The sequence below is a fragment of the Actinomadura harenae genome (assembly GCF_003696215.1).
Classification (GTDB): Bacteria; Actinomycetota; Actinomycetes; order Streptosporangiales; family Streptosporangiaceae; genus Spirillospora; species Spirillospora harenae.
In genome coordinates, this window is the sequence record NZ_RFFG01000061.1 from 1 (window position 1) to 26,370 (window position 26,370).

Annotated in this window: 33 protein-coding genes and 1 pseudogene; 11 read left to right on the forward strand and 23 right to left on the reverse strand. The window is 69.7% G+C overall.

The window, feature by feature from the left end:
- Nucleotides 1-331: 331 nt before the first annotated feature.
- Nucleotides 332-1,105, forward strand: coding sequence for an SAM-dependent methyltransferase (locus EBO15_RS28185; protein WP_158628370.1), 774 nt, complete (start codon nt 332-334; stop codon nt 1,103-1,105).
- A gap of 4 nt (nt 1,106-1,109) precedes the next feature.
- Here EBO15_RS28185 and EBO15_RS28190 read toward each other — a convergent pair whose 3' ends face one another.
- The 4 genes from EBO15_RS28190 to EBO15_RS28205 form a co-directional block, all read right to left on the reverse strand.
- A complete protein-coding gene (locus tag EBO15_RS28190; protein WP_122197486.1) occupies nt 1,110-1,292 on the reverse strand; it encodes a DUF397 domain-containing protein in 183 nt (60 codons plus the stop codon).
- A 16-nt stretch (nt 1,293-1,308) separates the two neighbouring features.
- Nucleotides 1,309-2,157, reverse strand: a complete 849-nt coding sequence (locus EBO15_RS28195; RefSeq protein WP_122197487.1) for a helix-turn-helix domain-containing protein — start codon at nt 2,155-2,157, stop codon at nt 1,309-1,311.
- Between the two features lie 243 nt (nt 2,158-2,400).
- Nucleotides 2,401-2,934 (reverse strand): NUDIX hydrolase, encoded by a 534-nt coding sequence (locus EBO15_RS28200; protein WP_122197488.1) that lies wholly within the window; start codon nt 2,932-2,934, stop codon nt 2,401-2,403.
- Between the two features lie 39 nt (nt 2,935-2,973).
- Nucleotides 2,974-4,293 carry a transcriptional regulator gene (locus EBO15_RS28205; protein WP_122197489.1) on the reverse strand — a complete coding sequence of 440 codons (1,320 nt, stop codon included), beginning with the start codon at nt 4,291-4,293 and terminating at the stop codon, nt 2,974-2,976.
- Nucleotides 4,294-4,658: 365 nt separating this feature from the next.
- Between EBO15_RS28205 and EBO15_RS43755 the strand changes: the two genes are divergently transcribed.
- From EBO15_RS43755 to EBO15_RS28255, 10 genes are all read left to right on the forward strand, one after another.
- Nucleotides 4,659-4,988 (forward strand): hypothetical protein, encoded by a 330-nt coding sequence (locus tag EBO15_RS43755; RefSeq protein WP_147481684.1) that lies wholly within the window; start codon nt 4,659-4,661, stop codon nt 4,986-4,988.
- Nucleotides 4,985-5,773, forward strand: coding sequence for an endonuclease/exonuclease/phosphatase family protein (locus EBO15_RS28215; RefSeq protein WP_122197491.1), 789 nt, complete (start codon nt 4,985-4,987; stop codon nt 5,771-5,773). Before EBO15_RS43755 ends, EBO15_RS28215 begins: the two co-directional genes overlap by 4 nt.
- Entirely contained in the window at nt 5,770-6,216 is a 447-nt protein-coding gene (locus tag EBO15_RS28220) for a hypothetical protein (protein WP_122197492.1), read from the forward strand. The genes EBO15_RS28215 and EBO15_RS28220 overlap by 4 nt, the downstream gene beginning before the upstream one ends.
- A complete protein-coding gene (locus EBO15_RS28225; protein WP_122197493.1) occupies nt 6,213-6,413 on the forward strand; it encodes a hypothetical protein in 201 nt (66 codons plus the stop codon). The genes EBO15_RS28220 and EBO15_RS28225 overlap by 4 nt, the downstream gene beginning before the upstream one ends.
- Entirely contained in the window at nt 6,413-6,943 is a 531-nt protein-coding gene (locus EBO15_RS28230) for an HAD family hydrolase (RefSeq protein ID WP_122197494.1), read from the forward strand. The genes EBO15_RS28225 and EBO15_RS28230 overlap by 1 nt, the downstream gene beginning before the upstream one ends.
- A 185-nt stretch (nt 6,944-7,128) precedes the next feature.
- A complete protein-coding gene (locus EBO15_RS28235; protein WP_122197495.1) occupies nt 7,129-7,980 on the forward strand; it encodes a radical SAM/SPASM domain-containing protein in 852 nt (283 codons plus the stop codon).
- A gap of 5 nt (nt 7,981-7,985) precedes the next feature.
- Nucleotides 7,986-9,143, forward strand: a complete 1,158-nt coding sequence (locus EBO15_RS28240; RefSeq protein WP_122197539.1) for a methyltransferase domain-containing protein — start codon at nt 7,986-7,988, stop codon at nt 9,141-9,143.
- 341 nt (nt 9,144-9,484) lie between these two features.
- On the forward strand, nt 9,485-9,883 hold the full coding sequence (locus EBO15_RS28245) for a hypothetical protein (RefSeq protein WP_122197496.1): 399 nt from the start codon (nt 9,485-9,487) through the stop codon (nt 9,881-9,883).
- A gap of 256 nt (nt 9,884-10,139) precedes the next feature.
- Entirely contained in the window at nt 10,140-10,613 is a 474-nt protein-coding gene (locus EBO15_RS43760) for a hypothetical protein (RefSeq protein ID WP_147481685.1), read from the forward strand.
- A gap of 117 nt (nt 10,614-10,730) precedes the next feature.
- Nucleotides 10,731-11,228 (forward strand): hypothetical protein, encoded by a 498-nt coding sequence (locus tag EBO15_RS28255; protein WP_122197498.1) that lies wholly within the window; start codon nt 10,731-10,733, stop codon nt 11,226-11,228.
- 93 nt (nt 11,229-11,321) lie between these two features.
- Here EBO15_RS28255 and EBO15_RS28260 read toward each other — a convergent pair whose 3' ends face one another.
- The 19 genes and pseudogenes from EBO15_RS28260 to EBO15_RS28345 form a co-directional block, all read right to left on the reverse strand.
- The gene (locus tag EBO15_RS28260; protein WP_122197499.1) at nt 11,322-11,558 is read right to left on the reverse strand and encodes a hypothetical protein; all 237 of its coding nucleotides are present in this window, start codon (nt 11,556-11,558) and stop codon (nt 11,322-11,324) included.
- A gap of 71 nt (nt 11,559-11,629) precedes the next feature.
- Complete coding sequence (locus EBO15_RS28265; RefSeq protein WP_233616482.1) at nt 11,630-12,373, reverse strand: peptidoglycan-binding domain-containing protein; 744 nt, start codon at nt 12,371-12,373, stop codon at nt 11,630-11,632.
- Entirely contained in the window at nt 12,370-12,537 is a 168-nt protein-coding gene (locus tag EBO15_RS45470) for a hypothetical protein (protein WP_199744861.1), read from the reverse strand. Before EBO15_RS45470 ends, EBO15_RS28265 begins: the two co-directional genes overlap by 4 nt.
- A 44-nt stretch (nt 12,538-12,581) precedes the next feature.
- Complete coding sequence (locus tag EBO15_RS28270) at nt 12,582-12,881, reverse strand: hypothetical protein (protein ID WP_122197500.1); 300 nt, start codon at nt 12,879-12,881, stop codon at nt 12,582-12,584.
- Between the two features lie 87 nt (nt 12,882-12,968).
- Nucleotides 12,969-14,111, reverse strand: coding sequence for a hypothetical protein (locus EBO15_RS28275; RefSeq protein WP_122197501.1), 1,143 nt, complete (start codon nt 14,109-14,111; stop codon nt 12,969-12,971).
- Nucleotides 14,084-15,166 carry a hypothetical protein gene (locus EBO15_RS28280; RefSeq protein ID WP_122197502.1) on the reverse strand — a complete coding sequence of 361 codons (1,083 nt, stop codon included), beginning with the start codon at nt 15,164-15,166 and terminating at the stop codon, nt 14,084-14,086. Before EBO15_RS28280 ends, EBO15_RS28275 begins: the two co-directional genes overlap by 28 nt.
- A gap of 13 nt (nt 15,167-15,179) precedes the next feature.
- Complete coding sequence (locus tag EBO15_RS28285) at nt 15,180-16,037, reverse strand: phage tail family protein (protein ID WP_122197503.1); 858 nt, start codon at nt 16,035-16,037, stop codon at nt 15,180-15,182.
- Between the two features lie 1,412 nt (nt 16,038-17,449).
- Nucleotides 17,450-17,539, reverse strand: a pseudogene (locus EBO15_RS47360) (NlpC/P60 family protein); the annotation flags it as partial.
- A 2,936-nt stretch (nt 17,540-20,475) separates the two neighbouring features.
- Nucleotides 20,476-20,841 (reverse strand): hypothetical protein, encoded by a 366-nt coding sequence (locus EBO15_RS43765; RefSeq protein WP_147481686.1) that lies wholly within the window; start codon nt 20,839-20,841, stop codon nt 20,476-20,478.
- Nucleotides 20,787-21,143, reverse strand: coding sequence for a hypothetical protein (locus tag EBO15_RS28300; RefSeq protein WP_122197506.1), 357 nt, complete (start codon nt 21,141-21,143; stop codon nt 20,787-20,789). The genes EBO15_RS43765 and EBO15_RS28300 overlap by 55 nt, the downstream gene beginning before the upstream one ends.
- Nucleotides 21,140-21,658, reverse strand: a complete 519-nt coding sequence (locus EBO15_RS28305; RefSeq protein WP_122197507.1) for a hypothetical protein — start codon at nt 21,656-21,658, stop codon at nt 21,140-21,142. Before EBO15_RS28305 ends, EBO15_RS28300 begins: the two co-directional genes overlap by 4 nt.
- A 2-nt stretch (nt 21,659-21,660) precedes the next feature.
- Nucleotides 21,661-22,143: a phage tail tube protein gene (locus EBO15_RS28310; protein WP_122197508.1), complete on the reverse strand. Its 483-nt coding sequence runs from the start codon at nt 22,141-22,143 to the stop codon at nt 21,661-21,663.
- A 4-nt stretch (nt 22,144-22,147) separates the two neighbouring features.
- Nucleotides 22,148-22,585 carry a hypothetical protein gene (locus EBO15_RS28315; RefSeq protein WP_122197509.1) on the reverse strand — a complete coding sequence of 146 codons (438 nt, stop codon included), beginning with the start codon at nt 22,583-22,585 and terminating at the stop codon, nt 22,148-22,150.
- Complete coding sequence (locus tag EBO15_RS28320) at nt 22,585-23,088, reverse strand: hypothetical protein (protein WP_122197510.1); 504 nt, start codon at nt 23,086-23,088, stop codon at nt 22,585-22,587. Before EBO15_RS28320 ends, EBO15_RS28315 begins: the two co-directional genes overlap by 1 nt.
- Before the next feature lie 19 nt (nt 23,089-23,107).
- Entirely contained in the window at nt 23,108-23,533 is a 426-nt protein-coding gene (locus EBO15_RS28325) for a hypothetical protein (protein ID WP_122197511.1), read from the reverse strand.
- Nucleotides 23,533-24,129, reverse strand: a complete 597-nt coding sequence (locus tag EBO15_RS28330) for a head-tail connector protein (protein WP_122197512.1) — start codon at nt 24,127-24,129, stop codon at nt 23,533-23,535. The genes EBO15_RS28325 and EBO15_RS28330 overlap by 1 nt, the downstream gene beginning before the upstream one ends.
- A gap of 3 nt (nt 24,130-24,132) precedes the next feature.
- The gene (locus EBO15_RS28335; protein WP_147481687.1) at nt 24,133-24,540 is read right to left on the reverse strand and encodes a hypothetical protein; all 408 of its coding nucleotides are present in this window, start codon (nt 24,538-24,540) and stop codon (nt 24,133-24,135) included.
- Complete coding sequence (locus EBO15_RS28340; protein ID WP_122197514.1) at nt 24,537-24,803, reverse strand: hypothetical protein; 267 nt, start codon at nt 24,801-24,803, stop codon at nt 24,537-24,539. The genes EBO15_RS28335 and EBO15_RS28340 overlap by 4 nt, the downstream gene beginning before the upstream one ends.
- 76 nt (nt 24,804-24,879) lie before the next feature.
- A complete protein-coding gene (locus tag EBO15_RS28345; protein ID WP_233616483.1) occupies nt 24,880-26,370 on the reverse strand; it encodes a phage major capsid protein in 1,491 nt (496 codons plus the stop codon).

Sequence of the window (26,370 nt, forward strand, 5' to 3'; positions counted from 1 at the left end):
CCGGGTGACATTGGGGAAATGATCTCCACTATTCCCCCACTCAACGCGAAAACCCGCCGGTGATCCGGCGGGTTTTGGCTGGTGGGCGTACCAGGACTTGAACCTGGGGCCTCATCCTTATCAGGGAAACAGAACAATGCGGCTGACCTGCACAGATAGTGACAAGTGCAGGTCAGCCGTCGCCGTTCAGAGACCTTGGGCGACGCTCGGAGACGCTTTCCGACGCTCGTTCCCCCACTATTCCCCCACTCCTGCGACTGCCCAAGACACGATCCGGGACCGTTCCACGCGCCTTGCGCACAGGTGTCATGGGATGTGTCACTCTGGGCCGATGTCGCCAGCGTCGCGCCCCCCACGGACCATCGACATCGACCACCCCCAGTCCGGCCGGATGTACGACTACCTCCGCGGCGGAAGCATCAACTACGTCGTCGACCGCCGCCAAGCGGAGCACCTCGGGGCTCGCTGGCCGGGCCTCCTTGAGATCCCTTCGGTGACGCAGGACTGGACTGGCCGCGCCGTCCGACTCATGACCGAAGGCGGTGTCCGACAGTTCCTCGACCTCGGCGCGGGCTTCCCCTCGGCGGGCAGCGTGCACGAGGTTGCCCGGCGGACCGTCCCAGCGCGAACCGTCTGCGTGGACAACGATCCCGTCGTCCTGGGCCGTGGCCGTGCCTTGCTTCCGTCTCGCGAGCCTGTCCAGTACGTCGGCGCAGACGTCCGCGACGTCGACCTGGTCCTCGCCGCCGTCCGCCAGCACCTCGACTTCGAAGAGCCCGTCGCGCTGATCGCCGCGGCGCTCCTGCAGTACCTGCCGGAGGATCCGGCCGCACTGGTGGCGGAGTACGTCGAGCGCCTGGCACCCGGCAGCTGGGTGGCTATCACGCACGCCATCACGGACGGCGCGGAGGAGGAGCTGCTGAATGAGGTGCGGGGCGCGTATCCGGGCGGCCTGTGGCCGCGCCCCCTCTCGGTGATCGAGCCGATCTTCGACGGCCTGGCCCTCGTCGAGCCCGGCGTAGTGGATCTGCAGACGTGGCGTCCCGACCGGCCCGCAGTCGTCGGACCGCTACAGGTGGTCGGGGGTCTGGCCCGGGTCGGGTGATGCGCTAGTCGTCGGCCTTGATGGTGGCGAGGAGGAAGGCGAGAGCCCTGGCCGACATCTGAAAGTGCCCCGCATCAGGCTTCTTGCTGTCGCGGATGCCGACGGACCTCCCCAGGTCGGCTAGTTCGACGCATTGTCCATGCGCGTCGCTGTGACTGCTCTTGCGCCAAATCGTCGTCACGTGCACCCATCAATTCATGCTGTCAGCCAATGTCATCAAGTTTAATCATACTATCTTCGACTGACAGCGCGACATCAACTAGGCGTTCGAAATCCACAATGAATCGATTGACGGCTGCTCGCTCTTCGACCCATATGTCGCCGCCGGGCGTCTCTATGTAAACAACCTCAGGGTCTGTTGGCTCGTTGAATTGCAGGATCATGAAGGGCCCCTGAGCAGGAGCGACACCACAGGCCATGGGGAGGATCTGGACCTTGACGTTCGGCAGGTCGGCAACCGTGCGGAGATGCTCGATCTGGGAACGCATGATCTCTTGAGTCCCCGCTACGCGATGCAGTACTTCCTCGCCAATAATGGCCCAAAGTTGGATTGGTGACGTGCGGTCAACTAGGCGGGCTTGTCGATCAATGCGCACGGCAACGCGGTCGTCAAGGTCCCGACTCGGCAGAGCTGGACTGCGAGCACTCATCAGCGCGCGGGCATAGTCGGCGGTTTGCAAGAGCCCTGGAATAGCCCCTGGCTCGTAATTCGAGGCGACAGCGGCCTCGGACTCCATACCGACGTACGTGTCATAGGAGCCGGACAGGGCACCGCTGTACTCCTCCCACCATCTGCGAACGCGCGCGTGGGTGGTGAGGTCGAGGATGCGTTCTCGCTCCGCGTCGCTCACGCCGTAGACGGCCAGAAGGCGATCGATCTCGCTGCGCTGCGGTTTGCGCATGTCGCCGCCGAGGTAGCGGGTGAGCTTGCTGGCCGACCAGCCGAGCTGACTTGCGACCTCGGCGGCCTTGCGGCCGTCGGCAGCGTGGAGTGCGGCTAGGCGCTGGCGCAGCCGGCGGAGCGGCAGCGTCGGGGAAGGGCGCGTAGGCATGTGGGTTCACCTGCGGAAATGTGGGGAAGCGTGGGTATCCACCGGATGGTGTAAGCCTACGCAAGCAAGCCACGTTCGAACGTTTGATTCGCGACTTGCGGATTCTGGTTGCGATGCGTAATCATGGTGGCACCAGGGAACGCGATCGCGGTCGGCGCGACGGCCTTCTATGTATCCCACGCCCCCGGATCCCGCGGGTCAGCGCGCCGATCGCGTCCCTTGCCCCTGCATCGCGAAACGTCGCTAAGAGTTACGATCTTGACTCAATGCGAACAGCAGTGCGGCTACCGTCGTGCCGCTCGTGATCTCTCCCTGCGCGATCAATCCCGGCACGTCCGCGAGGGGCAACCACTCGATGCGCTCCGACTCCCACGCCTCGGTTGGCGGCCCGATGTGCTCGGCACCGTCCGCCAGGAAGATGTGGTGGGCGCTATCGCTGATGCCAGGCGTCGGGCGCACGACGAGGAGCGGGCGAAGTAGGTCGGCCGGACGCCAGCCCGTCTCCTCCTCGCATTCGCGAGCGGCTGCAACCATGGCGGACTCACCATCCTCGATCTTCCCGATCGGGATCTCCCAGCCCCACACATCGACGATGAAACGGTGCCTCCACATCAGGAGCACACGCTGCTGCTCATCGAGCACCACAACCCCGGCACCTGGTGGCGTGCGGATCAACCGGTGATCCAGCATCCTGCCTCCGGCGTCCACCTTGGCCATGCGGATGTTCAGCCAGGGGTCTCGGTACAACTGCTCCTCAGACTTGACCGTCCAGCGCACGTGAGCTCCCGATGATCGATGGCAGGGCCACAGCCCACGCTATCGGGGCACGTCAGCAAGATGGCTGGCTTGCTCACGGAAGTCCCTGACGACGGGAGTGTCGTAGTGCGCGAGTGCGCCGGCGACCGTGCGAACGCGGTCGGCGATCCGTCCGGACTCCATGCCGAGCGCCAGGTCGAACATTTGCTGCCCGACCTCGACCGCGTGATCGACCTCGCGGCGCTGGCCGAGGATCACGGCGTACGTCGCCATGCGGTGTACTCGGCCGCGGGTGTGGACGTCGCTGGCCTGGAGGGCCAACTCGGCGTGTTCCTGCGCCGCTCGGAGATCTCCGAGGCTACGAAGGGCCTCGGCGTGTTGCGTGTCAACCAAGCCGGGCTGAACGTAACCAGTTTCCGGCGGTTCTTCCTCAGGGCGGATCTCCACGTGGGATTGCTCCATGTGCAGGTGGCAGCCGGTCGTGTCGCCGAGCCGGGCGTACGCCTTGGCCTGAAGAGCATGGAGATCGGCAGTAAGTGCGGGCGAAAGGTGGCCGCGGGCCCCGCGCAGCGCGGTCTCCGCGTACTGAATCACCTGGCGATGCGCGCCACGGTACATCGCCTGGTTGGCCAATAGCGCCACGACGTAGCCGCCGAACGAGCGACTTCCGCTTGCCTTGGCCAGCCTCAGCGCATGCACGAGGTACCTCTGGGCGAGCGGCTGCATGTTGGAGTCGTAGGCCGAGATGCCAGCCAGCGCAACCAGGCCACCAGCGGCGCGCAGCAACTCTCGGCCCGTACGATCGTCGTAGCTTCCTCTCACCAGCGGTGCAACCTGATCGGTTAGGTAGGCAACAACCCGCCCGCGAACGGGAACACCGCCGACACGGCGGTACATCTGCTCGTACCGGGCGCGCGCATGTTGAACGCGGTCGATGTCGCTGCGCCCGACCCGGCGGGGGCCATGATGAGACACGTCCGGGTCATCCGGGGGGTTCTCCCATTCAAAGACCGGCGCCACCGCTGCGGCCCCGCGCAACAGCCGGGTCTTCTCAACGACCTCGGAACGGCGGTGGTCACCCCGCCACAGGGCAGTTGCGTGTGCCAACGCAGACTCGAGGCTGTGGTCGGTCTGATGCATCGCGGCAACGCGGTCCATTCCGATGTCAGCCAAGGTGAGGGACCGTCCAAGGCGTTCACCCAGCACATCGCAGATGAGGTTGGGAGTGTCGCCGCGCGGGATCCCGTGATCGCGAATCCAGCGATGCACGGAGGAGTGGTCGTATCGCGTGGACCGGCCCTGATTGAGGCGGGACGCGAATCCGGCGTACGACATGCCAGCCTCGTCGAGTAGAGCGTCCAGCAGCAGATTCGGCTCCATGACGCCCCTTCGCGATCGGCGATACCCGAAGTGTAAGAGCGTGCCGGCCAGGCTCGGAAAGACATCGTGGAATTCATTCACACCCTGTGTGAATCAGATGCAACACGCAGGAGCCGAACACACCTACCGCGCCAGCTGCTGGCGTCGCTTCACTGGGATGGTCGCGCTGCATCCGCAGCGCCGCACGGGGGATAGCGCAGCTGGTGTCCTCCCCCGGAACATCGGCCGCGCGAAGGGCGCGTGTCGGCTGCGGTGCGTTCCCTGGTCGGTACCCCGCAGCCGACACGCCCACAACCTGAAGCGGCCCCGGCCCGCTGCGGGAACAGCGGGGGCCCGGGGCCTTGATCGGAAAAGGAGTCCGATCCATGCACGATGGTACGAAACCTGCCGCCCCTGTAAGGGCGAGTCAGCTCGAACCGCTCCCCGGTTTGGGGACCGGGTACGAGGCGGAGCGGACGCCGTCTGGGCGGACGTGGCTGCGGCACGGAACGGTGATGCTCGGGTACGTCGAGTTCGACCCGCGCGCCCGGTCGTGGCGTGCGTTCCGCGCGACGGGCCTGCCCCTCAAGCACGCCCCACGTGCGGACGCCGCGGGCGGCTACGGGACCCGTGAGTTCGCCTTGGCCGACATCGCCGACGACGACGAGGCCCGCCTTGAGGCGCGGGCCGCCGCGCGGGATGGGAGCAGGCCGTGACCCACGTGAAGATCGGCGCGTTCAACCACGAGAACGGCGGCCGCGACATCGGCGACTGGGGGCGGTTGATCGACCAGGCGGAGATGATCGCGTCCCTGGAGCTGGACGTCCTGTTCTCGACGGAGGGCAAGGGGTGGCTCGACAACGGGCGTGAGGCGTTGTGGCTGGCTGCTCGCCGGTTGGGCATGCATCCGTCGGTGGCGCGTGCGCCCCGGCATGACTGCAACCTGGTCATCTGGACCCGCTCCGACACTGTCCGGGTGCGGCGTGAGCGGCACCAGGAGCATCACCCGTGGTGGCACGCCCTGGCCTACGTCGAGGCGGACGTCGCGGGTGTGGAGGAGCCGGTGGCCCTCGTCGGGTGTCACCTGTCGCCCTTCGACCCGGCGAACCGCGTCGCCGAGGCCCGCGCGCTGACCGAGTTCGCGCGGCGCCTGGCGGTGATGGGCGGGGACTTCAACGACGAGGGGTTCGGGGACTGGGCGGCGGACCTGTCGGCGCTGTCGCCGGTGCAGCGGCTGCACCGGGACGTCCCGGGTGAGTTGTCGGCGGCGGGCGTGCTCGCGGAGGCCGGTTTCATCGACCTGGCGACGGAGGTGTTCCCCGATCCCGCCGACCGCCGCCCGACCGCGGGGCACGACAGCGCGGCCCAGCGGTGTGACCGCCTGTACCTGTCGCCTCCGGCGCGGGAGTGGTTCCGGCCGACCGGCTACCAGGTGACCCAGCCCGTCCCGAACCTGTCGGACCACAGCCTCATCACGACGGTGCTGGAGGTGATCCGGTGAACGCCACCGCCACGCCCTACCAGCCGCGGTACAGCTTCAACCCCAGGCCGCTCAGCGTTGAGGAGCGGCTCGGCCAGCTCGCCGAGCAGTTCCCCGGGGTGGTGATCTGGTGGGGACGGGCCACGCGGGAATGGTGGGCGCTGATCGGGGACCAGGGGTATGAGGCGCAGACGCTCGACGACCTGCTCGTCAAGGTCCGGGCGGCGCTCGCCGAGTTCCAGTTCCGCGCCCCGGCCGCGTCCGTCCCCCAGCGGCCCCAGACCAGCGCGGCGGGGCCCGCACCGCGACCTCAGCCTCCGCGCTCGACCTACCGCCCCGCCGAGCCACCCCGGTTCCCGCCGCGGTACGCCGACCAGTTCACCAATCGGCGTCCGAGCCGGGGTCGCCGGCTCCTCGAGGGCGTCCGCCGGTTCCTGATCGCCGAGGAGCCGGAGGTCTGGTGAGGATCAACGTCTACTACCGCGCCAAGGCCGGCGCCTACTACGGCATCGACGATCAGCACCGCGACTGGGGCGGGTTCAAGCCGTCCCCCACGTTCGTGGGCTGGTGGGACGCCTACCTGCCCAACGGCCAGCACAAGGAATTCTTCGAACCCTCCGGCGACCCCTTGCGGGTCGCTCAACGACTCTGGGGAGACTGATGCCCGAACAGCAGATCAAGGCCGTCGCGTTCGACTACGGCGGCACCATCTCCGAAGCTCGGATCGATCGGGTCATCGGACAGAAGCGGCTCGACCCCGCCGCGGTCGCGCCCCTGCACCGGCTCCACACGATGGGGATCCGGCTGGTCCTGGCGAGCAACACCCTCGCCCACGAGACTCGCTGGCCTGCGCTCCAGATGGCCGGAGTCGACGACCTGTTCACCGTCGCGCTCCTGTCCGACCCTCTTGGTGTCGCGAAGCCCGACCCGATGTTCTACCGGCTCGTCCTCGCCGCCGCCGACTGCGCCCCCGGCGAGCTGCTGTTCGTCGGAGACAACCTCCGCGACGACGTCACCGGACCGATCGGGCACGAAATGCGCGCGGCCCTGGTCCGCCCCGACGGACTGCGAGGCGGCGAGGAACTCCCCACAGGTGCCCACCTCATCCGCCACGTTGGCGAACTTCCCGACCTCGTCGCCGCGCCCGACGTGGATGGTCGCGACCCTGCGTTCAGGGCCCCGTGGACCTGACATGAGCGCCAGCGAGCCCCTGACGGTGGCGAGAGCACCGCCGCGCCGCCCGCCCACAACCGCAAGACGACTGCATCCCCGCTTGATGCGACGCCGGACGCGGAACCTGCTTTCAGTAGAGGAACCGGCCGGCGCGCGCTCCAGGACCATCGGCACCCCGCCGACCCGACCCTTGAGAGGCCAGGATGACGACCCTCGACTTCACGCCCAAGCCCGCCTTCACCGGACCCGGCGGACCTGTCGGTTTCCTCGAGCTGGAGATCACCCGCGAGTGCCAGGCCCGGTGCCAGCACTGCTACAGCAACTCCGGGCCGGCCGCCGGATCCGGCGCCATGACCGCCGGCGACTGGCGGGCGGTGATCGCGCAGGCGGGCGCGCACCCCGACATCACGACCGTGCAGTTCATCGGCGGAGAGCCGACCCAGCACCCCGAGTTCGCGGGCCTGGTCCGGCACGCGCTCGACGTCGGCCTGGGCGTCGCGATCTACACGAACCTGATCGAGGTCACCCCCGCCTTGTGGGAGCTGTACGAGGACGACCGCGTCCGGCTGTCGGCCTCGTGGTACTCGGCCGACCGCGCCGAGCACGACCGCATCCTGGGCTACCCGGGCGCCTACGTCGCGACGTGGGCGAACCTGCGGTCGGCCGTGCGGCGGGGCATCGAGGTCAAGGTCGGCATCGTCCGCGTGCTGGCCGACCAGGACGTCGACGGCGCGGTCGCCCAGCTCACCGAGATCGGCATCACCGACTACAACATCGACGACGCCCGGCCGGTCGGGCGCGCGCTCGGCCGCGGCCAGGCCACCACGGTCGACGACCTGTGCGGCATGTGCGGGCGGGGACGCGCGGCGATCGACACCAACGGCCAGCTCATGCCGTGCGTCCTCGGCCGCGCCTTCACCGCCGGGAACGTCCGCGATACGCCGCTGGCCGAGCTGCTCGCCGGCGAGCGGTGGGCGCAGATCGTCGCCGCCATCCCGGGGAAGGCCGACGTGTGCAATCCGGCGGACAGCAACGACTGCGACCCGTCACGCTGATGACGGTGGACTGGAAACCGCACGCCGCGCGCCTGGCCGAGCAGGTCACCCACACCACGTCACGCTGGCGGCCGATCGTCGAGTCGGTGCCCCGCCACGTGTTCGTGCCCCGCTGGTGGTCCTGGGACCGTCCGGCACCGGGCCCCTACGGCTCGGCCGTATGGTCCCTGGTCAACGGTCCGGCCGACCGCCAGGCGTGGTTCACCGCGGCCTACACCGACCGGTCGCGCGTGACCCGGGTCGGCGCCCTGCACGCCGACGACGCCCGCGCGGACGAGCAGGCGACCGGGTCGCCGACCTCCTCGGCCACCCTGCCCGGTCTGGTCGTGACCATGTTCCAGCACGCCCGCATCGTCGACGGCCTGGACGTGCTCGACGTCGGCACCGGGTCGGGCTACGGGACGGCGCTGCTCGCCGAGCGGCTCGGCGACGCCCGCGTCACCTCGGTCGACGTCGACCCCTACCTGGTTGCCGCCGCCGATGAACGTCTCGACCGGATCGGCCACCATCCGACCGTCCGCACCGTGGACGCGACCGGACCGCTCGACGGCGAGTTCGATCGGATCGTCGCCACGGTCGCCGTCCGGCCGATCCCCGCATCGTGGCTCGCCGCGCTGCGACCGGGCGGACGGCTGGTCACCACGATCGCCGGGACCAACCTCCTACTGACCGCCGACCGCACCCCCGACGGCGGCGCCCAGGGCCGGATCGAATGGGACCGGGCCGGGTTCATGACGACCCGGACCGGCCTCGACTACCCCGACGAGACCGTGAAACGGATCGAGGAAGCGCGGACGGCCGAGGCCGAACCCGAAACCAGCCCGTACCCCGTGCTCAACGTGATGGAAGCGTGGGAGCCGTACTCGATGCTCGGCGTCACGCTGCCCGGCCTCGAACACGACTACCAGCAGGGACCCGACGACCTCGGCACGGCGATCATGACCCACGGCGACGGGTCATGGGCACGCGCCACCGGATACCCCGACCAGCCCGCGACCGTGCACCAAGGCGGGCCCCGCCGACTGTGGAGCACCCTCGACGGCCTGCGCTCCCGCTGGCTGCGCGACGGATCGCTCCCCGTGTACGGCGCCCGCGCGTCCATCACCCCGGACGGCACGATCACCCTGCGCCGCGGACGCTGGTCGACCACCATCACCACCTAGACACCGTGGCCCCGCGGGTTGCTGGCGCGCGCCCGGGGGCCACGGTCAGGCGGGCCGTCTCGTTACCTGGGAGGGGACGGGGCGGCCCTCCGCGTCTCCGGATGGTGTCTACCGCGCGAAGGGCTGAGCCGACGGCGGTGACGCACTGGGCGATGCTGGTGATCACGCTGATGGTGTCCATGCGCCGACGGTACGAACGCAGGATAGGGCACCGCCTCCCGAACACCATTCTGTGGATATCTCTACCGTCACCGCGATAATTTCTGGACAGAAATGTGACAATCGACCTTGTTGGACATATTGCGCACTACATTAGAATTCTCATCACATAGGGAGCGCGCATGAGGGACGCCCGAAGTTGGCCCATTCGCTCGATTCTTTCAGTCACGCACGGATACCCGATTGAGAGACGCCCGTACAACGAGATCATCTCCTGGCTCACGGGCCAGGAATCGGTCTCCATCTTCACGATCGTCCGAGCCAAGGAGCCGCTCACGAAGCTGCTCTTGGAGCAACATCCCCAGCTCACCGTGATCGCCTGCTCTCCTCCGGACGACGACTGCGCAGCCGCGGATCGCTGGGCCGACCTGGTCGAGCAGATGGTCGGCGCGACCCTGCCCATCTCGCCACTCCCGCCCGGAGAGTGGCAGGTCTTCGACGAAGTGAACGAGGCCCTCGAAGTCGTGCCGCCCGAGAAGGTCTTCGTGGCCCCCAGCGCCGATCCGGACACCAGGCAGTAGCCGGAGACGTCAGCGCTGCCTGTCCCCCGGCGGGAATCCGTCAACCGCCTGGCCAGACGAAGCGTCATATTGGCACCTCACATCGACACACTCGGAGCGACGCGTGCCTCCAGTCCAGCGCACCGCAGCAACCACCGCTGCGGCTGTCCTTGTCCTTGGGCTCGCTGCGTGCAGCAGCAACTCCAAGAGCACGAGCCAGCCCACCAACGCAGCCCCAACCCCTGCGGACAGCGCTCAGAAGCCGTCCACCAAGCAAATGAAGTGGGGCGAGCCAGCCGAGGTCACGGGCTACAACTTCAAGAGGCTCCGCGTGACTCCCCTCGGTGTCCTGTTCCACAAGGGGCCGTATAAGGGTGGGGGTGAGCCGCAGAACGGCTGGTATGTCGCGCTTGCAGTCAAGGCCGAGGCGCTGAGCGCTCCCGAGTCGGTGCCTGGTGCCGGAGAAGGTGCAGGATTCCAGTGGAGAGGAAAGGAACAGACGATCACCACGCTGGACGGCGGAGCGAACTCAACTCCATGGGTGGGGGCAGTGAACGAGCTCGTCTCGAAAACTCCGATCGAGCCCGCTCACCCTGAGATCGGGATCGTCACCTTCGACGTGCCGATCAAGGGCGGACGACTGCTCTATGTCGACCCCGGCGACCACTCGATCACCTCGTGGACTCTGCCGACCGCTGATCAGGGGACGGGCCTGGACAAGGTGCGAAAGCGCATCAAGCTGTTCAGCTGATGCTCCCGTTGTCACCTCGCGGGTAGTTTCCTGTCACCATCCGATCAAAATATTGACCGGTCAAGCTTTTGACCGGATAGTGGTGGTCAAGAAATTGACCAGCCGATCGGAGGGGTCATGGCAGACCCAACGCCCGCCCTGAACGAGCTCGACGCCATCATCGCCGCGCGCGTGGACTTCGAGGAGATGTTCTGGCGCAGCTTGGGCTCGATACGCCGTGAGGGAAAGGTCAGTGCGAACGAGATCGCCCGCCGTGTCCACGCGGCGGGGATCGCGTCCCGTCCGACCACGCTCGACCGGCTGCGGCCCTACTCCGCCGCTGCGGTCGCCGCCGAGGCGATGAACAGCATGGCGAACTCAGCTCGCGCGGCAATGGCCCCCTTGTCCCGCCTGGTCGAGGCGTTCGCCCCGGGCCCGGTGGTCCAGGTCGAATTCGCCCTGGCTGATCAGGTCGCCGAGGTCCTGGGCGACCGTGAAGGCCAGTACGACCTCGACGCGATCGTCGCGGAGATTAGCCAGACGTTCGGGCTGGGCGGCCGAGCGGCGATCAGCAGCATCCATCAAATCCCCGCCCCGAAGTTCTGGGAGATCGTGGAGCGTCACCCTGCCCTCTGACACGGCAGAACGCCCCGCCCTCACCGCCGAAGCGTGAGGACGGGGCGTTCATGTGTCGGCAGGGCTTCCCCACCCTGCCGACGGGCCATGAGCCTACTCACGGACGTAGACCGGGGAAGACGCGGCCAGGCCGAGGGACAGGAGGATCCGGCCGAGGCGGGGGCGGACGCGCTCGACCAGGCGCGCGCCGGTCGCGTAGCCCAGTGCGATGCCCGGGGTGACGATCTCGGTGACCGCGCCGGACGGCAGGTCGAGGCCGATGCGGGTTGCCTGGCCGACGATGACGCCGACCAGGATCGGGACGGTGGTGCGGAGGATGTAGTCGCGCACGGTGCTCTCCAGACATGACGAAGCCCCGGACGTTGCCCGGGGCGGACGAGGTGCGGACGAGGTGGACGAGGTCAGGTGACGGGGGATGCCCAGGCGGCGCGCCAGGTGTCGGGGCCGATCACGCCGTCGACCTGGAGGCCCTTCTCACGCTGGAACGCGCGGCAGATCGCTTCGCTGTTGGGGCCGTAGGCGCCGTCCACGGTGATCTTCCAGCCGCGGTCCCGGATCCGCTGTTGCCACTGCCTGACGTCCGGGCCGGTCATGATGGGCGGCTGGGTGATGAAGCGGCCGGGCCAGCGCGGTGCCTTCCCCGGCTTGGGCGGGGTCGGGGCGGGGCCGTTGCGGTACGGGGGCCGGCCGAACCCGGCGATCACCGAGGCGTCCCGGACGCGCCGCTTGCACGCGTCGGAGGTGTTGCCCTCGATGGTCTGGAGCAGGCCGCCGCCGAGGTTGACCTCGCAGATCCCGACGTGGTCGACCGCGCCGAGGTCGTTGGAACCGGACCAGTCGAAGAACACGATGTCGCCGGGCATCGCCTGGTGGACCTGGTCGGCGGTCCCGATGTGCCACTCGCCTAGGCGCTGGTAGTCCTGGGCGTGGTAGACGGTGTAGGCGCGATCGCCCTTGGGACAGACCGCCTTGTAGTCGCCCGGGTCCTGGGAGTGCGCGGCGGCCCAGGTGATGGCCTCGTCGCACCACGGCGGGTTCCCCGCGTAGTCGGCTCCGTTGCGTCCCTGGTACCAGCGCTGGACGTGGTTCGGTTCGCCGAGGCCGAGGAGCGTGCGCATCGAGGCGAGCATGGTCTGGGTGGTCACTGCGGTCCCTCCCCCCGGTAGATCCCGTCGGGTCCCGGCGCGCCGTAGAGGCGCTGGAGGATCTGCTCCTCGTCGGGGTGGCCGGGCTGATCGACGGCCGGGTGGGTGTCGACCCGCTGCTGCCAGTCCGGCGGCGGGGTTTCGGGCGTGGGCGTTTCAGGCACGGCGACCTCCTGGATCGGTGCTGGTGGGAATCGAGTTGGGTGGGTCAGTGCTTACCGAGGGCGGCGATGATTGCGGCGGCTCCGGCGAGCAGCGACCCGGCCGCGGTCACCGGGAGCGCGTACCGCCACCGGTCAGCGGCGCGGAGGCGTTTCTCTTGGTCGGCGTCGCGGGTGGTGAGGTCGTCGAGCCGAGCATCGGCGCGGATGCGCGCGGCCTCCTGGTCGCGGATCCGCGTTTCGTGATCGGTCACCTGTGCGGCGACGTGGCCGTGCTGGGAGATGAGCACGTCGAGCTTGGTGTCGATGCGGGCGAGCTGCTCGCCTGTCTGTGGCTGTCCTTCCATGGGCCTACAGCGCCTCCCACGCGGAGATGCCCGACATGGGGGCCGCCGTGTTGCCGTCCCCGACCGACCCGTGGGACGTGAAGTTGCTCACCGGCGCTCCAAATTGGTGAGGCGCTGCTCTACGAGCGCGGGGCGGCGGCGGTAGTCGGTGCGAGGAGCGCCGAGGGTGATCTCGACGGTTTCCTGGCCGTCCTCGCCGAGCGCCACGTCGACTTGCTGCACGCGCTGGATGGTGTCGATGTTGAGGCGGCCGGACTGGATGATCAGGCGGATGGGGTCGCCGAGCCAGATGTGATCGGGTCCAGACCAGGCGCCAGCGCGCAACGTCAGGGTGTAGGCGGGGCGGATGACTTGCGCGGCGTCGAGCTGGTAGGCGGCGCGGTCGTCGAGGGACGCCTGGGTGATCAGGCCATCGTCGCCGAACACTCCGTCCCACCGGCCCTCGGGACGCAGGGACAGGTCGGGCGCCTCCAGCTCGCGCGCGGTGAGCCCGGACGCTCCGGACTGGCGGATGGCGTTGGCGTAGTCGGAGACCGACACCTCGCGGCGGACCTTGGCGACGAGCCCGCCGTACTCGGCGATCACGCCGCGGTCCATGCCTCGGGGCGACCACACGTCGAACTGGAGCGCCGACTCTGACACGGGGCGGATGTCCCAGTCGAAGCCGGGCAGGGTCTCGGCGAGCTCCTGGATGCGCTCGCCGATGGAGTCGCCCGCGGTGTAGGTCCGGTCCTTGATGACGCCGGTCGGGGCAGTACCGGTCCAGCCCTTGACGATGCCGAGGTCACCGCCGGGCCGTGTCTGGGTCTGCTGGATGAGGCCCCACGCGATCTCGCCGATGTCGGTCGAGGACCACGTGACGGTGCTGTACGAGTACAGGCGGCGCGAAGAGAGGATCGCACGGTAGGAAAGCCCGCTGACCTGGGTGGTGTGGCTGGTGTCCTCCACGTCGTCGCCGGTCGGCCCGACCCGCCAGCGCCCCAGCGGCTGGGACGTGCCGTCGGCGCTGACCCACAGAGCATGCACGTCGGTGGTGAGCTCCTGGAGCGCACCGGGCGCCAGGTTCGATGACCGGCCGTCGATCGTGAAATCCAAGGTGGCGGCCTCGGTGAGACGCCAGGACATTCGGCGGGACTTCGCGTCGGTGAGGGCCATGTCGTAGCCGCCGGTGGAAGGCCCGGCGACGAGCTGCCAGCCCCCCATCAGGACGCGGTCCGGTAGGTGCCCCACACGTTGATGGTGTCGGAGGTGGCCCAGGTGAACGGCTGGTTGTTGGAGACGCCTCTCAGGCTGCCGTCGGCGGTGCCGATGGGCACCAGCAGCGACGCGGTCGTGCCACCTGAGGCGATGGACCCGATCCCCAGCCAGTGCTGCGAACCGCCCGCCGTGGAGTCGAACAGCTTGCAGGAGACGAACTGCGCCCGCCCCGACGCCGCGGCCGGGAACGGCAGCGAGAACGAATACTGTCCCGTGCCGCCCGCCCAGCCCGACCCGACCGTCAACTGCAGCTCGAAGTCGCAGCTCCGCCCGAGCTTGTAGTAGCTGCCGGCCAGAGCGGAGCCAGCGCCGAGCGTGGGATTGGTGGTCGCCGCTGTGAGTACCGGGCTGTAGGGAGTCCAGTCGACCCCGCCGCCGTCGCGGCGCGGGATCTCGTACCAAGATCCGCCGATCGCCAATTCGAGCAGGCCGCGGTCGGTGCGGGTGATCAGCTGGCCGTCCCACGGGTTCGGCGGCCTGCCAGTGTCGGAGCTGACCAGGTCGGGTTTGGAACTGATCAGCCCGGCGTCGAAGCGATCATCGAGGACACTCGTGATCGAGGACTGCCCGGCGGACACCGGTACCCGGCCCAGTGCCAGCGCGGACGGCGGGATGGCGGGCGTCCCGGTCCCGGTGTCGGGCAGCAGCTCGATCGTCCAGTCGTAGGTCGTCCACGCCGGATTGTGCAGCTTGTCGCGGACGCGCGCAATCACGCGGTGGGTGCGGGTGCCGGATGCCGGCGGCGCGGGCACGGGCACGTTCACCACGGCGTCGCACTCGCACAGGTACATCCCCTGGCCTGTGACATCGTCACCCTGGATCACGCACGCGCCGGGGGCGACGTCCACGCTCATGTTCGCACCAGCCCCGCGCTGGCTGACCCGCAGCGCACCGAAGACCGCGTCAGGCGACACGATGCCTTCCTGGTGAAACAGGCGGGTCAGCAGCGCGCGGGAGTCCAGGCCGCTGTAGGGGATGTCGGGGTCTCCCGCGACGGGCTGCATGAACAGCGGACGCTTCAGGGTCACGTGGTTGCTCCTCTCACAGCCAGCTCGGCCGGAAGTCGATGACGGAGACCGCGCCGGCGGATGCCGACAGCGGCGCGTAGCGGACTTGGGTGGTGCCGTCGGACAGTTGCCACCAGGCTGAGCTGGCGTAGTCGTAGCTGGACAGCCGTGACAGCGAGCGGTCTCCGAGCAGGTACGCCGAGCGCGCCCGGGTCGAGACCTCGATGTACTCGCCAGGGCCCAGGGTTAGCCCCGGTTTGAACACCATCGCCTGGCCGGTGTCGGCGTTGATCAGCCGCGGACCGGAGCACGGCCCGTACAGACGCGCGACGAAGTGCACGGCCCGCTTGCCCGGGTTGGCGACCTGCAACGCCCCGGACGACTGGGTGGCCGGCCACGACAACGGGAACTTGATCGGGAAGGTGATGCCGACCTGGGCGGGGATGTCGGCGGGGACCTGCGCCGTCATCAGCTCGGCGGCCTCCCACACCCCGTCCGGTGCCTTCCACTGCGCCTGGACCTTCGCCATGCCGCGCGGCATGTCCACTGTGATCGGCACGTCGAACTGGTCGGCGCGCAACCGCAGCCGCCGCTCGGCGCTCCACTCGTCGTCACCAACCACCAGGTAGGGGCGCCGTCCGGGATCGAGGTAGTAGGTCAGCTCGTCCTGCAGCGCCCGCAGGCTCTGGGTGACCAGCAGCTCGATCGACACCGCGCGGGCCCCGATCAGTCGGGTGGTGTCGCGGTCGCCGTCGTCGTCGACGCGCGGCTCGGACACCTCTCGCACCGTCGGGGCCGGGGTGCTGAGGTTCTGCAGCCGCACGCCCTGGGCCTGCCGGGGGAGCAGGATCATCTGGCGGGCGCCGTCGACCAGCCGCACCGAGGTGAGCATCAGGCCATCGCCGCCCGGATCCGGAACTCGATCTGGTTCGCGATCATGTCGGCGTCCGCCCGGTCCCGGACGACCACCGGACCGACGTTCACATGGACCTCCCCATTCCCCCTGCCCGAGCCGGTGAATGCGGCTGCGGCTTCCGTCGAGGTGAAGATCGGTTCGGGTCGGCCGGTGCCGTTGTAGGCGAGCGTCCAGCCCGGCAGGAGCATCCCGCCCGAGTCGTAGGTGGCCCGGCGCAGGCTGCCCTTGCTCCAGGTCGTCCGGGCGAGGCTGCCCTTGCTCCAGCCGCCGCCGAAGTCCCGGCGCACGCCATCGGCGAGACGACGGCCAAGCTGGTCCATCAGCTTGTTGAGTTCGGCCTGCTGTCCGTACAGGCCGGTCAGGAATCCCTTGGCCGCGCCCTTCCCGGAGTCGAACAGCGCGTCGGCGGCGTTGTTGCCGAGGTTCGCGGCGGCCTTGTCGATCGCCTGCTGCGCCGCGTTCAGCCGGCCGAACACGCCGTTGCCCGCGCCGAGCAGCATCGACGCCAGCGCCGAGCCGTCGCCCGCGCCCATGCCGATGATCTGCTGCAGCAGGCCCTTGGCCAGACCGCGCGCCTGAAGCTTGTTGATCTGGTCGGCGAACGTCTGGATCTGCTGGGCGCGGCCCTCCAGCCCGGTCGTGATGTCGGCGACCGAGCCCTTGGCGGGGAGGTTCTGCAGGCTGGCGTAGTCCTTCGCCGCGTTCGCGACGTTGGTGGCATAGTCCCTCGCCGCGGCGATCCGATCGGCGATGCTCTTGGCGCGGGCGGCGGCCGATGCCATCGCCGTCTGCAGCGTCTTCGCCCAGCCCTGCAGCTTCTGCTGCGTGCTGCCCCAGAAGTTCTTCTGGATCGCCGCGAACAGCTTGCTGAACCACGAGCTGACCTTGCTCGGGTCGGACCACATCCCCGAGTTGATGCCGCTCAGCAGGCTCTGCCCGGCCTTGCCACGCGCGGTGCGGGTCGTCGTCGCGCCGCCTGAACTCCTCCAGGGAACAAAGCCGCCGCGGGCGAGGCTCACGACGGGTTCCGGTTTCCCGGTGCCGTTGTAGGCCAGGGTGTATCCGGGCTGCAGCAGCCCGCCGCGGTCGTAGGTCGCGGTGCGCAGGACGCCGCCGCGTGCGAGCGCCAGGCCGTACCGCATCCCGAACAGGCCGTCGCCGGCGCCGCGCGCCGACGGGCCCATGTGGACGCCCTGCGAGCCGGACGACTCGACGTTGATCCCGCCGAGCGTCCCGGCCATGTGCCCGACGCCGGCGTTGGTGACCCCGACCTGGAAGCCCGAACGGAGGCCCTTCTTGAACCCGGCGGGCCCGTCGCTGGCGCCGGTGAACGAGAAGGTGGTGAACCTGCGCGAGAAGGGGTTCTTGCCCTGGATCACGTTGGTGAGCGCGGACATGAACCCCGAGCAGTCGTAGCCGTTCGGGCCGACCGCGCCCCAGACGTACGGCTTGCCGACCTGCGCGCGGGCGAACGCGATGCCCCGCTGGATCGCCGGGCCGCCGACGCCGGACTCGACCTTGCCCTTGATCCACTTCAGGACGGTGTCTTTGATCCAGCCCGGGACCGCGGCGATCATGTCTCGGAAGGTGCCGGTGCCCGGGACCGTCCCGCCGATCAGCTTGCCCAGCAGGCCGGACGCGGCCTTGCTGATGTCGCCGATCGTGAAGTCCTTCACGCCCTGGACGAAGTCGCCGATGATCCCGCCGGACGCGAGCGCCTGGAGGGTGCCGCCGCGCGCGAAGGCCAGGCCCTCGCCGCCGAGCGCCTGCGGCCCGGTCAGCCACTTGCGGGCGCTGCCTCCGAGGTCCCGGCCCGCGGCGGCCCAGAGCGACTGGGCGCGTCCACGGAACTGGGGGTCGGTCGGGATGACGTACTCGGGGTACGCCCTTCGCCCCTCGCCGACGATCGCGAGCGGCCCGTTGGTCATCATCGGCGCGACGGGCATCGGGTTGTCGAGGGTGCCGCCGCGGGCCAGCGCGGGGATCGGCGTGAGTCGGGTCTTGACCCCGGCGAAGTCGGCGAGCTTGTTGACCAGCCCGACGATGCCCTTGTTGTAGACGCCGATCACGAAGTTCACGGGCGTCTTGGCGATCGACCCGAGATGGCCCCAGATCGAGCCGATCGCGTCGATCGCGACCTTGAAAGCGCTCTTGACGGTGCCGAGGGCGACCTTGAGGCCCTCGAACGACGGCTTGATCGCCGAGTTCCAGACGGCCTGAATGACCGACGACAGCGCGGACCATGCCCCGCCCGCCGCGATCTTGAACACCTTGAACGCGGGTGCGAGGACGGTCGACAGCCAGCTGCTGATCGCCGACCAGGCCGCCCGCATGACGGCCCACTGGGTGCGGATGTGACCGGCGATGGCCGACCAGACCGGCTGGACGACGTTGCTCCAAAACCAGCTGAAGGCGGGCGCGAGGACGGTCGTGATCACGGCCTGGATCGCGTTGAAGATGACCTTGATCGCTGCCCACGCCAGCTTGATCGCGATCTGGATCAGGATCCAGACCGTCTTGACCGTGTTGGAGAGGACGATCCAGGCGACGTTGAGGACCGTGCCGACCACGGCCTGCATCGCGTTGAAGATGGGCTGCAGGACGTTCGTCCACGCCCACGTCGCGGCGGCGGCGATGGCCTGCCAGACGGTCTGGATGGTGCTCCAGATCTGTCGCCAGAACGTCGAGATGACCAGGAAGGCGGGGCCGAGCGGTCCGAGCAGGATCGTCAGCAGCAGCTTCCAGTGGTTCTTGACGAAGTCGACCACGAAGGAGACCGCGGCCGTCACCCCGGCCTTGATCGCGTTCCAGGTGCCGATCACGACGGCCCTGAAGGTGCTCGAGCTGTTCCAGGCGATGACGAAGATCGCGACCAAGGCGGCGATCGCCATGATCACCACGCCGATCGGGTTCGCATCCAGCGCCGCGTTCAGCGTCCACTGGACGGCCGACCAGATCGCCGTCGCGGCGGCGACCGCCTTCTGCGCCACCGCCAGCGCCAGGTACCGGGCGGTGGACACTCCAGCGGCGGCGGCCTGCTGGCGCCACAGGAGCACCTGGGCCCGGAGCGCTGCGCCGAGCCGGGTGGCGACGGTCGCGTCGGCGGCCATCGCGACCTCGATCGAGCGGAGGCCGGCCACGAACCCGGCCGTCGCTGTCGCGGCCGTCTTGATCGCGGTGGCCGAGATCATCGCGGCCTTCCACGCCACGGTGATGCCGGTCAGGACCTGCAGGCGCTGCCCGACGACGCCGATCAGGATGGACCAGGCGAGCATCTGGGACACCACGCCGCGAACCGGCGCGGGCATCCCCATAAGGATCTTGACAGTCGCACCGATCGGGCCGAGCAGCAGCGGTAGCGCCTGGGCGACGTCCCGCGCGATCTCGCCGAACAGCGCGAAGACGTTGTTGAGCCGCTGCTGCCCGTCGGCCGATTTCGTCCAGGCCGCGAAGTCGCCGGTGAGGTTCACCAGCAGCCCGAGGAGATCACCGCCGGTGGCGGTGAACGCCCCGGCCGCCCGCACGATGTTGCCGAGCGCGATGCCGAGGTTGACACCGATGCCGACGAGCTGCGCCATGCGGTCCCCGGCCGCCTGGACGACGCCGGTCAGCGCCCGCGCGCCGCGCTCGCTGGACAGGAACGCGGCGGCGGCCTGAACCCCGGCGACCGCCCAGCCGGTCATGCGCTGCAGCAGCGGCAGCCCCGCGACCGTCAGCCGGGTGACGACCTGGATCGCGGGCGCGACCGCGCCGGTGAGGGTACGGATGACGCCGGTCGCGCCCTGCATCGCGGTTGCGAGCTCGCCACGGAACCAGGGCGTCGCCGCCGTCCGTGCCGCCTCGCGGGCGATGCCGTTCAGCGCGCCGGACGCGGCGACCATGCCGCGGCGGACGGTCGGCAGCAGCGTCCGGCCGAGCCGGTCGAGGTCCTTGTCCAGGCCCGCGAACAGCGCGTTCTGGCTGGCCTGCTGAACGCCGATGATCTCCTTGCGCATGCTCTGCGCCTCGCGGACGAACGAGCGTGCGTTCGGCGCGAGCTTCTTCAGCGCCTCGTCGAGCTTCTTGGCGTCGCCCCCGGCCAGCGCCGACATCGCGTCGCTGACGCCGTACAGCCCGACCTTCAGCAGCCCGGCGGCGGCCTTGACGCCGAGCAGCGCGGGCGCGAGCGCGAGGGACGCCCCGGCGGCGGGTGCGGCGGCCTGCGCCAAGGCCAGCGCTCCGGCCGCCGCGGTCGCGAGGCCGGTGCCCTTGCCGACCTTGTCCAGGCCCGACATGGCCTTGGACAGGCGCGAGGACGAGTCGGAGGCGTTGTCCAGCTCGCGGCTGACCCCGCGCAGGGTCTTACTGACCCGGTCGTTGCCGATCAGGTTCAGGATGATCGAGCGGGCGGCCATGGCTCACCCCCTCGATCACCTCATGCGTCGCCCTCGACGGGTGGACGTGGCCGGCGGATCGGCTTGGGCTTCCTGGCCTTGCCGCCCGCCGCCCGGACCGCGATGTAGTTGTGCTGTTGGAGCAGGTCGGCGATGTCGGTGAGCCGATGCACCTCGGGGCTGTAGACGGCCGCCTCGCCCATGACCGCGCGGCCGAGCGCGCCGTCCTGCGGGAGGGACCGGACGTAGGCGCACAGCTCCCGCATCGTCACGTCGCCGGTGAACAGGTCCCGCAGCCGGACGGAGTAGTAGCGACGCAGGTCGGCCTCGACGGCTCTACCGTGACGTTCGATCAGTCGGTAGAGCCCGACGATTCCCCCACGTCCACACCGCAGTGCTCGCCCCAAGCGTTGAACAGCTCCTCGGCGGCCCACTGCGGCAGCGGGATCTTCCGGAACTCGCGGAACTGGTCCGGGCCGAGCGCGGCCTTGAACATCTCGATCGTGGCGGCGTTGTCGCCCTTGCCCGCGGCGGCGATCAGGTCCCAGGTGTCCAGCTCCTGCATGTGGGCGAAGGTCCACCGCTTGTTCTCGGGGCCCCAGACCACGCGCCAGGGGCGGAGCTCCACCTCTTTCTGGACGGTGTTGAGGTTGAAGTCGAACGGCTCATCGTCGGCCGGGCGGGGAGCCTTGCGGCTGGTGGCGGTCATGTACGGCTCTCAATCTCGTCGGCGAGGCGGTTGATGGCTTGGGCGGCGGCGCGCTGCGCCTGGCCCTCGTAGCGATAGGCGGTGCGGTAGAACCAGGGGTGCGGGCGCTGCGTCACCCAGCGGTCGGTGGCGCGGCCGAACACCGGGTGACGCCAGCGGCTGAACGGCCGCAGCCCTTCGAGGTAGGCGGGGAGATTGCCCTGCCCGGCAGGCATACGGCGGGGGTTGACCCACACCATGACGCCGGTGCGTGGACCGGCCATGCGGATGCGGATCTGCGTTGCGCGGGAGACGCGCCGGCGAAGTGCCATCCGGGCGAGCCGGGCGTTTTGGGCCTTGGATGGCAGCGCCGTCACGGCTTTCTGCTCAGCGCGCTGCAGCTGGACGGCCGTCCGTTTCAGTTCCGCTCGCAGGGCTTTGCGGAGGACCTTGCCGTCCTCCAGCTGGCGGAACGTGCGGGCGAGCTCGCGGAGGCGTTGGCCGTTCTCGATCCGTAGCAGCTGGTCGGACGGCATGGCTACGGGATGGTGACGTTCTCGGCGGGCTCGGCGGTGATGCTGAACCCGACGTCGATCGTCTCGGCGTCGTCGTCGGTGGTCCGCTTCTTACCGAGGCTCGCGACGCGGATCGGAAAGACGTCCATCTTGCGCCCGGCAACGTCGCCACCGTCCAGCCAGACGATGAAACCGTCCGTGCCGCGCGGCAGGAGCGTCCGGACGTCGGCACCGCCCAGGTCGGTGTACATCGTCAGCGACGAGTCGTCGGCCGACGTGCTGCCGGGGATCTTGGAGGTGAACGTCGAGCCGAGGTCGGGCGTCTCGATCTGCTCGCTCTGGACCGTCCAGCCGTCGATGTCGGCGACCTGCGGGGACAGGTCAGTGCCCGCGTCCAGCTCCGCCCGGGTCGGCGCGGAGATACTGGCGATCGACGGCACGAAGTAGCACTTGCTGACCCCGCGGGCGCTGAACCGCTTGCTGGGGGTAATCGGGGGTGCGGCCATCGAATTACTCCTCTTCCTTCTTCCGCCGAACGCGCGGCGTGGGCTTGCTGCCGGTGAGCTGGGCAGGCGGTTCGCCACCTGCAGAGACGTTCTCGGCCTGCGCCGACTCGTCGGCAACCGCCGGGGCGGGGACCACGGCCTCCCAGCCCGCGATGGCGTGCTGACCAACAGCGCTGGCGGGCACCTCGACCTCGGCGTCCAGGAGCGGGTGACGCATCAGAACACGGTCGGGGCCGCCGTCCTCGCCGACGAGCGCGATCGTGGTGACCTCGCGGACGGGCTCGCCGTCGTCAGCGGCGACGCGTTGGCCGGCCTCGTCGGTGCGGTACGTCGTGACGGTGACGGCGAGCGGCTCGATGGTGATCTCTCGGATGTTCCGCGGATCAGCGCCCAGTGAGCGGGCGAAGGCGAACACCTCGGTGCGGGTGATGGTGGCGCGCATCAGGCGGACGCTCCGATCACGGCGATGTCGTAGGTGACCGTCGAGCCCGCGCCGCCGTTGGTGACGCGCAGCAGGTCGGCGGTCCCGGCGGTCACGGGGTAGGCGGTGGCGCCCGGCGCAGCGACCAGCAGCTCCCCGGCTGGCGGCAGCGTGAGGGTGCCGGTCGTGCCGAGCAGCGCCGACCAGGCGTTCGCGGCGGCGGCGCCGATGACGAGCGCGTTGGTGTTGGTCGTGGCCGCGGAGATGTACAGGGCCTTCACGCGTGCGAAGCTCACCACCGTGCCGAGCGCGTCGAGCAGGGTGCCGGCGAGGTCCAGGTCCTCGTTCGCCGAGGCGGCGAGGGTGCGTCGGTCGGACCAGACCTTGTCGGCCTGCCCGGCGCCGGTGCCGGTGGCCAGGTCGATCTGGCGGGCCAGGCGCAGCAGCGAGGATGGGGCGGCTAGCTTGTGGGAGCCGGTCAGCGCCGCCGAGAAGTCGACGGAGATACGGCTGGTCAGGGCCATGGTTGCCTTCCTTGGGTGGTCACGTGGTCGTGCGGACGACCAGATGCAGGACCGCGCCGACCATGCGCGTCCCGTCTCCTGAGTCGCGCGGGCCGTAGTCGTCCATGCGGTCGATGACAGCGTGGGTTCCGTCGAGCAGGCCGAGTCCCGGCTCCTCGAGGAACGCCTGGCGGATCGAGCCGGGGCCGGTGTTGAGGAACGCGTCCATGACCTGCTGGGCGGCCGGATAGTCGCCGAGGGACACCAGGATCAGCAACGGCCAGTCCCAGGAATCCAGGCCGCGGCGCGCCTCGCCCTCAGCGAAGATGGCGGTCGGCTCGCCGAGCACCACCGCCGGGCGCACGCTGGGCGCGGATTCAGCCGGATGCTTCACGACCATCTTGAGGCCGTCCACCCCGGCGAGGACGACGGCGATGCGGTCCCGCTGCTCGGTGACGGTCGCCATCAGGCCACCATCGGCTTCTGGAACGGACGCAGCAGGTCCATCACGTCCGGGTCGGCGCGGGTGATGCGGACGGGCCCGAACTCGCCGAAGTCGGCCACTCCGTACACCGCCTCCTTCCGTTTGAACAGCGCGACGGCGCGCAGGATCGCGGCCTCCTGGACCTGGTCGGGGACGGCCGACCATCCCCAGCGTGCGGTGACCCGCACCGTCCGGCGGCCGGTGACCGGGAGCCGCTGCGTGCCGATCGGTTCCAGCTGCCACCACGCGTAGGCGCCGCCGTCGGCGTTGTCCGGTCCCAGCTCGAAGTCGGTGTCGAGCGTCCAGGGCATCCACGTGCCGGGAACGGTCTCGACCTCGACCAGAAGGCCGTCGGTGGTGGAGATGTCGGGCAGGTCGGTCCCGGACGGCCTGGTCGGGCGGAACCGGCGCACCGTCGGGGCGGGGTCCTGCCAGAACCGGCGGCCGGTCCAGTTCTCGATGGCGCGGGACGTCGCGTTGATCGCGCGTTCCAGCAGCTCGGCTGGGAGCTGCGCGGCGTCGTCGCCGAGGTGGGTGCGGACCTGGTCGAGGGTGCAGTACCCGTTGACGACGGTCATCTGTTACGCCCGCGGGCTACGGCGGGGACCACTGAGGACGAAGCCGGCCGAGTACAGGCCGCCGGTCGCCGGGGACCCCGTCACCGTCGCGACCGCGCGCAGGTAGCGGGCCGGGCCGTTGTAGCCCTGGGTGTAAGCGGTGTTTCCGGTGACGGCCGCCACCGAGATCGCCGGGCCCTGCAGGTCGGTGGTAGGGGCGTCCGCCCAGGTCGTCCCGTCGTCGGAAACCTGGATCTTGAACGTGTGCGTGCCGTCGGTGATGGCCCCGGCGTGGACGACGAGCATCGCCGACCGGTACGCCTGCAGGCCCTGCATGCGGTCCACGCTCGAGCCGTTGCTGCTGGCGGTCCGGGCCGCCGTCGGGGTCAGCGAGGACACGAAGGTCGACTGGCTGTAGGACGAGCGCCTCACGACTGCCCTCCGGTCGTCTTGCTCTTGCCTCGGCTCGAGGTGCCTCGGCCGGGACGGCTGACGGTGCGCCTGTCGCCAGGGGCGGCGACGGTGGCCTCGACGGGCTGGGCGCGGCGCGCCAGGTGCGCCTCGACGGGCTCGAACAGGTGGGCGCGGCCGACGAGGAGCTCGTCGTCGTCCTCGACGAGGTGGCCGACGGGGATGACCTTCTGGATGCCGTCGATGACGGCGGCGAACGACGCGATGCTGCGCATGATCGCCATGGCGATCTCTCCTTTCAGCGAAGCGGGCGACGCCCCGAGTGAAGGGGTCGTCGCCCGAAATGCGCCGTTGTCAGGGTCAGGGGCTGGTGGTCTTGACGTTCAGGACCCGCATGCCCGCGTCGTTGACGCTGTCGGCGCCGACGCGGTACCAGGCGTACCAACCCCGCTGGCCGGTGGGCCGCCGGTTGGTGCCGACCAGGTGCGGGAGGAACTCCACGGTCATCCCGATGCGGTCGGCGATCACGTAGTTGGTCAGGTCGCCGTAGACCAGGACGCGGTTGTCGCCGTTGACGGCCGGGTTCCAGGAGGCGGCCATGTTCTCGGCCTCCAGCGCGGGGTAACCGAGCAGCTCGTTCGGCTGGCCGTTGCCGATGCGCTCCCACATCTGCGCGCCGCCGTTCACGTCGAACTGGCGGACCAGGTTGTACATCCGCTTGTTCGCGACCCAGGACGCCCCGGACCTGTAGCGGGCGGGCAGGGACTCCTCCATCTTGTAGATGTCGGCGGCGGCGAACGTCTCGGCGGTGGTCGGCAGGATCTCGCTGGCGGTACCGGCGAGGGCGGTGACCAGGCCGGTCGGCTTGCCGACGCCGTCGCCGGTCGCGAACGCCGCAGCCTCCAGGGTGTCCTTCCCGGCCGCGAGCAGCCGCCCGACCTCGGCGGTGACGTTCGCCTCGTCCTGCAGCGCCTCGATGCTGATCGGGACGAACCCGTCGGCCTTGTAGACCGGGACGGTCGGCTGGCCGAAGCCGGGGGCGTTGTCGCCGGCCTCGCTGCCCTCGGCGGCCCAGCGCCAGCTCACCTCGCCCGCGGACACGCCGTGCCAGATGTCGCCGGTGGCGACCACGGTGCGGGCCGCGCGGCGGATGTCGGACTTGGATCCGTCGCTGGTGAGGATGATCGTGGGGTCGAGCTGGAAGGGAACCAGGTAGCCGCCCGCGTTGTCGGTGAGCGACATCGCGCGTTCCAGGGCCCGCTGCTCGTCCGGGACGATCATGTGGGCCATGCCGCGGGCCATCTTGCTCCAGGCCCGCAGGTACTCCGGCGAGCTGGTCGCCAGGCACATCCGGGCGATGGTGCCCTGCTCGTCGTCCCAGCGCTCCAGGATGTCGGTCGCAACGGACCGGATGGGGTCGGTCGCGCCGCGCATGCGTTCCACCGCGCACAGCGCTCGGGCGCGCAGCTCGGCGCCGACCTCCTCGCGGGACCGCGACCAGGTGTTGACCGACGACAGGTCCCAGGGGTTGCGGAAGCGGGCCTCTTCGACGCTGTCGGGGTTGAGGATCGGGTCGGCGTCGTAGCCGTCGCCGGGGTTGGTGGCAGTGCCGCGCTCGACGCGCAGCGCGGCCGGGGTCCGCTCGGTGGACTGGACGGCGGAGCGGACGCGCTCCAGGGCGCTGCGCCGCTCCAGCTGGCGGCGGTGGTCGTCGACCTCGCTGAACTCGCGGGTCAGCTCGTCGAACTCGCGCTCGTCGTCGGCGGTGAGGTTGTCGCGCCGTTCCAGCTCCTCCAGCCGGGAGCGGATGTCGCGCAGGCGGATGATCGCCTGCTGGTGGGTCAGGTCCAC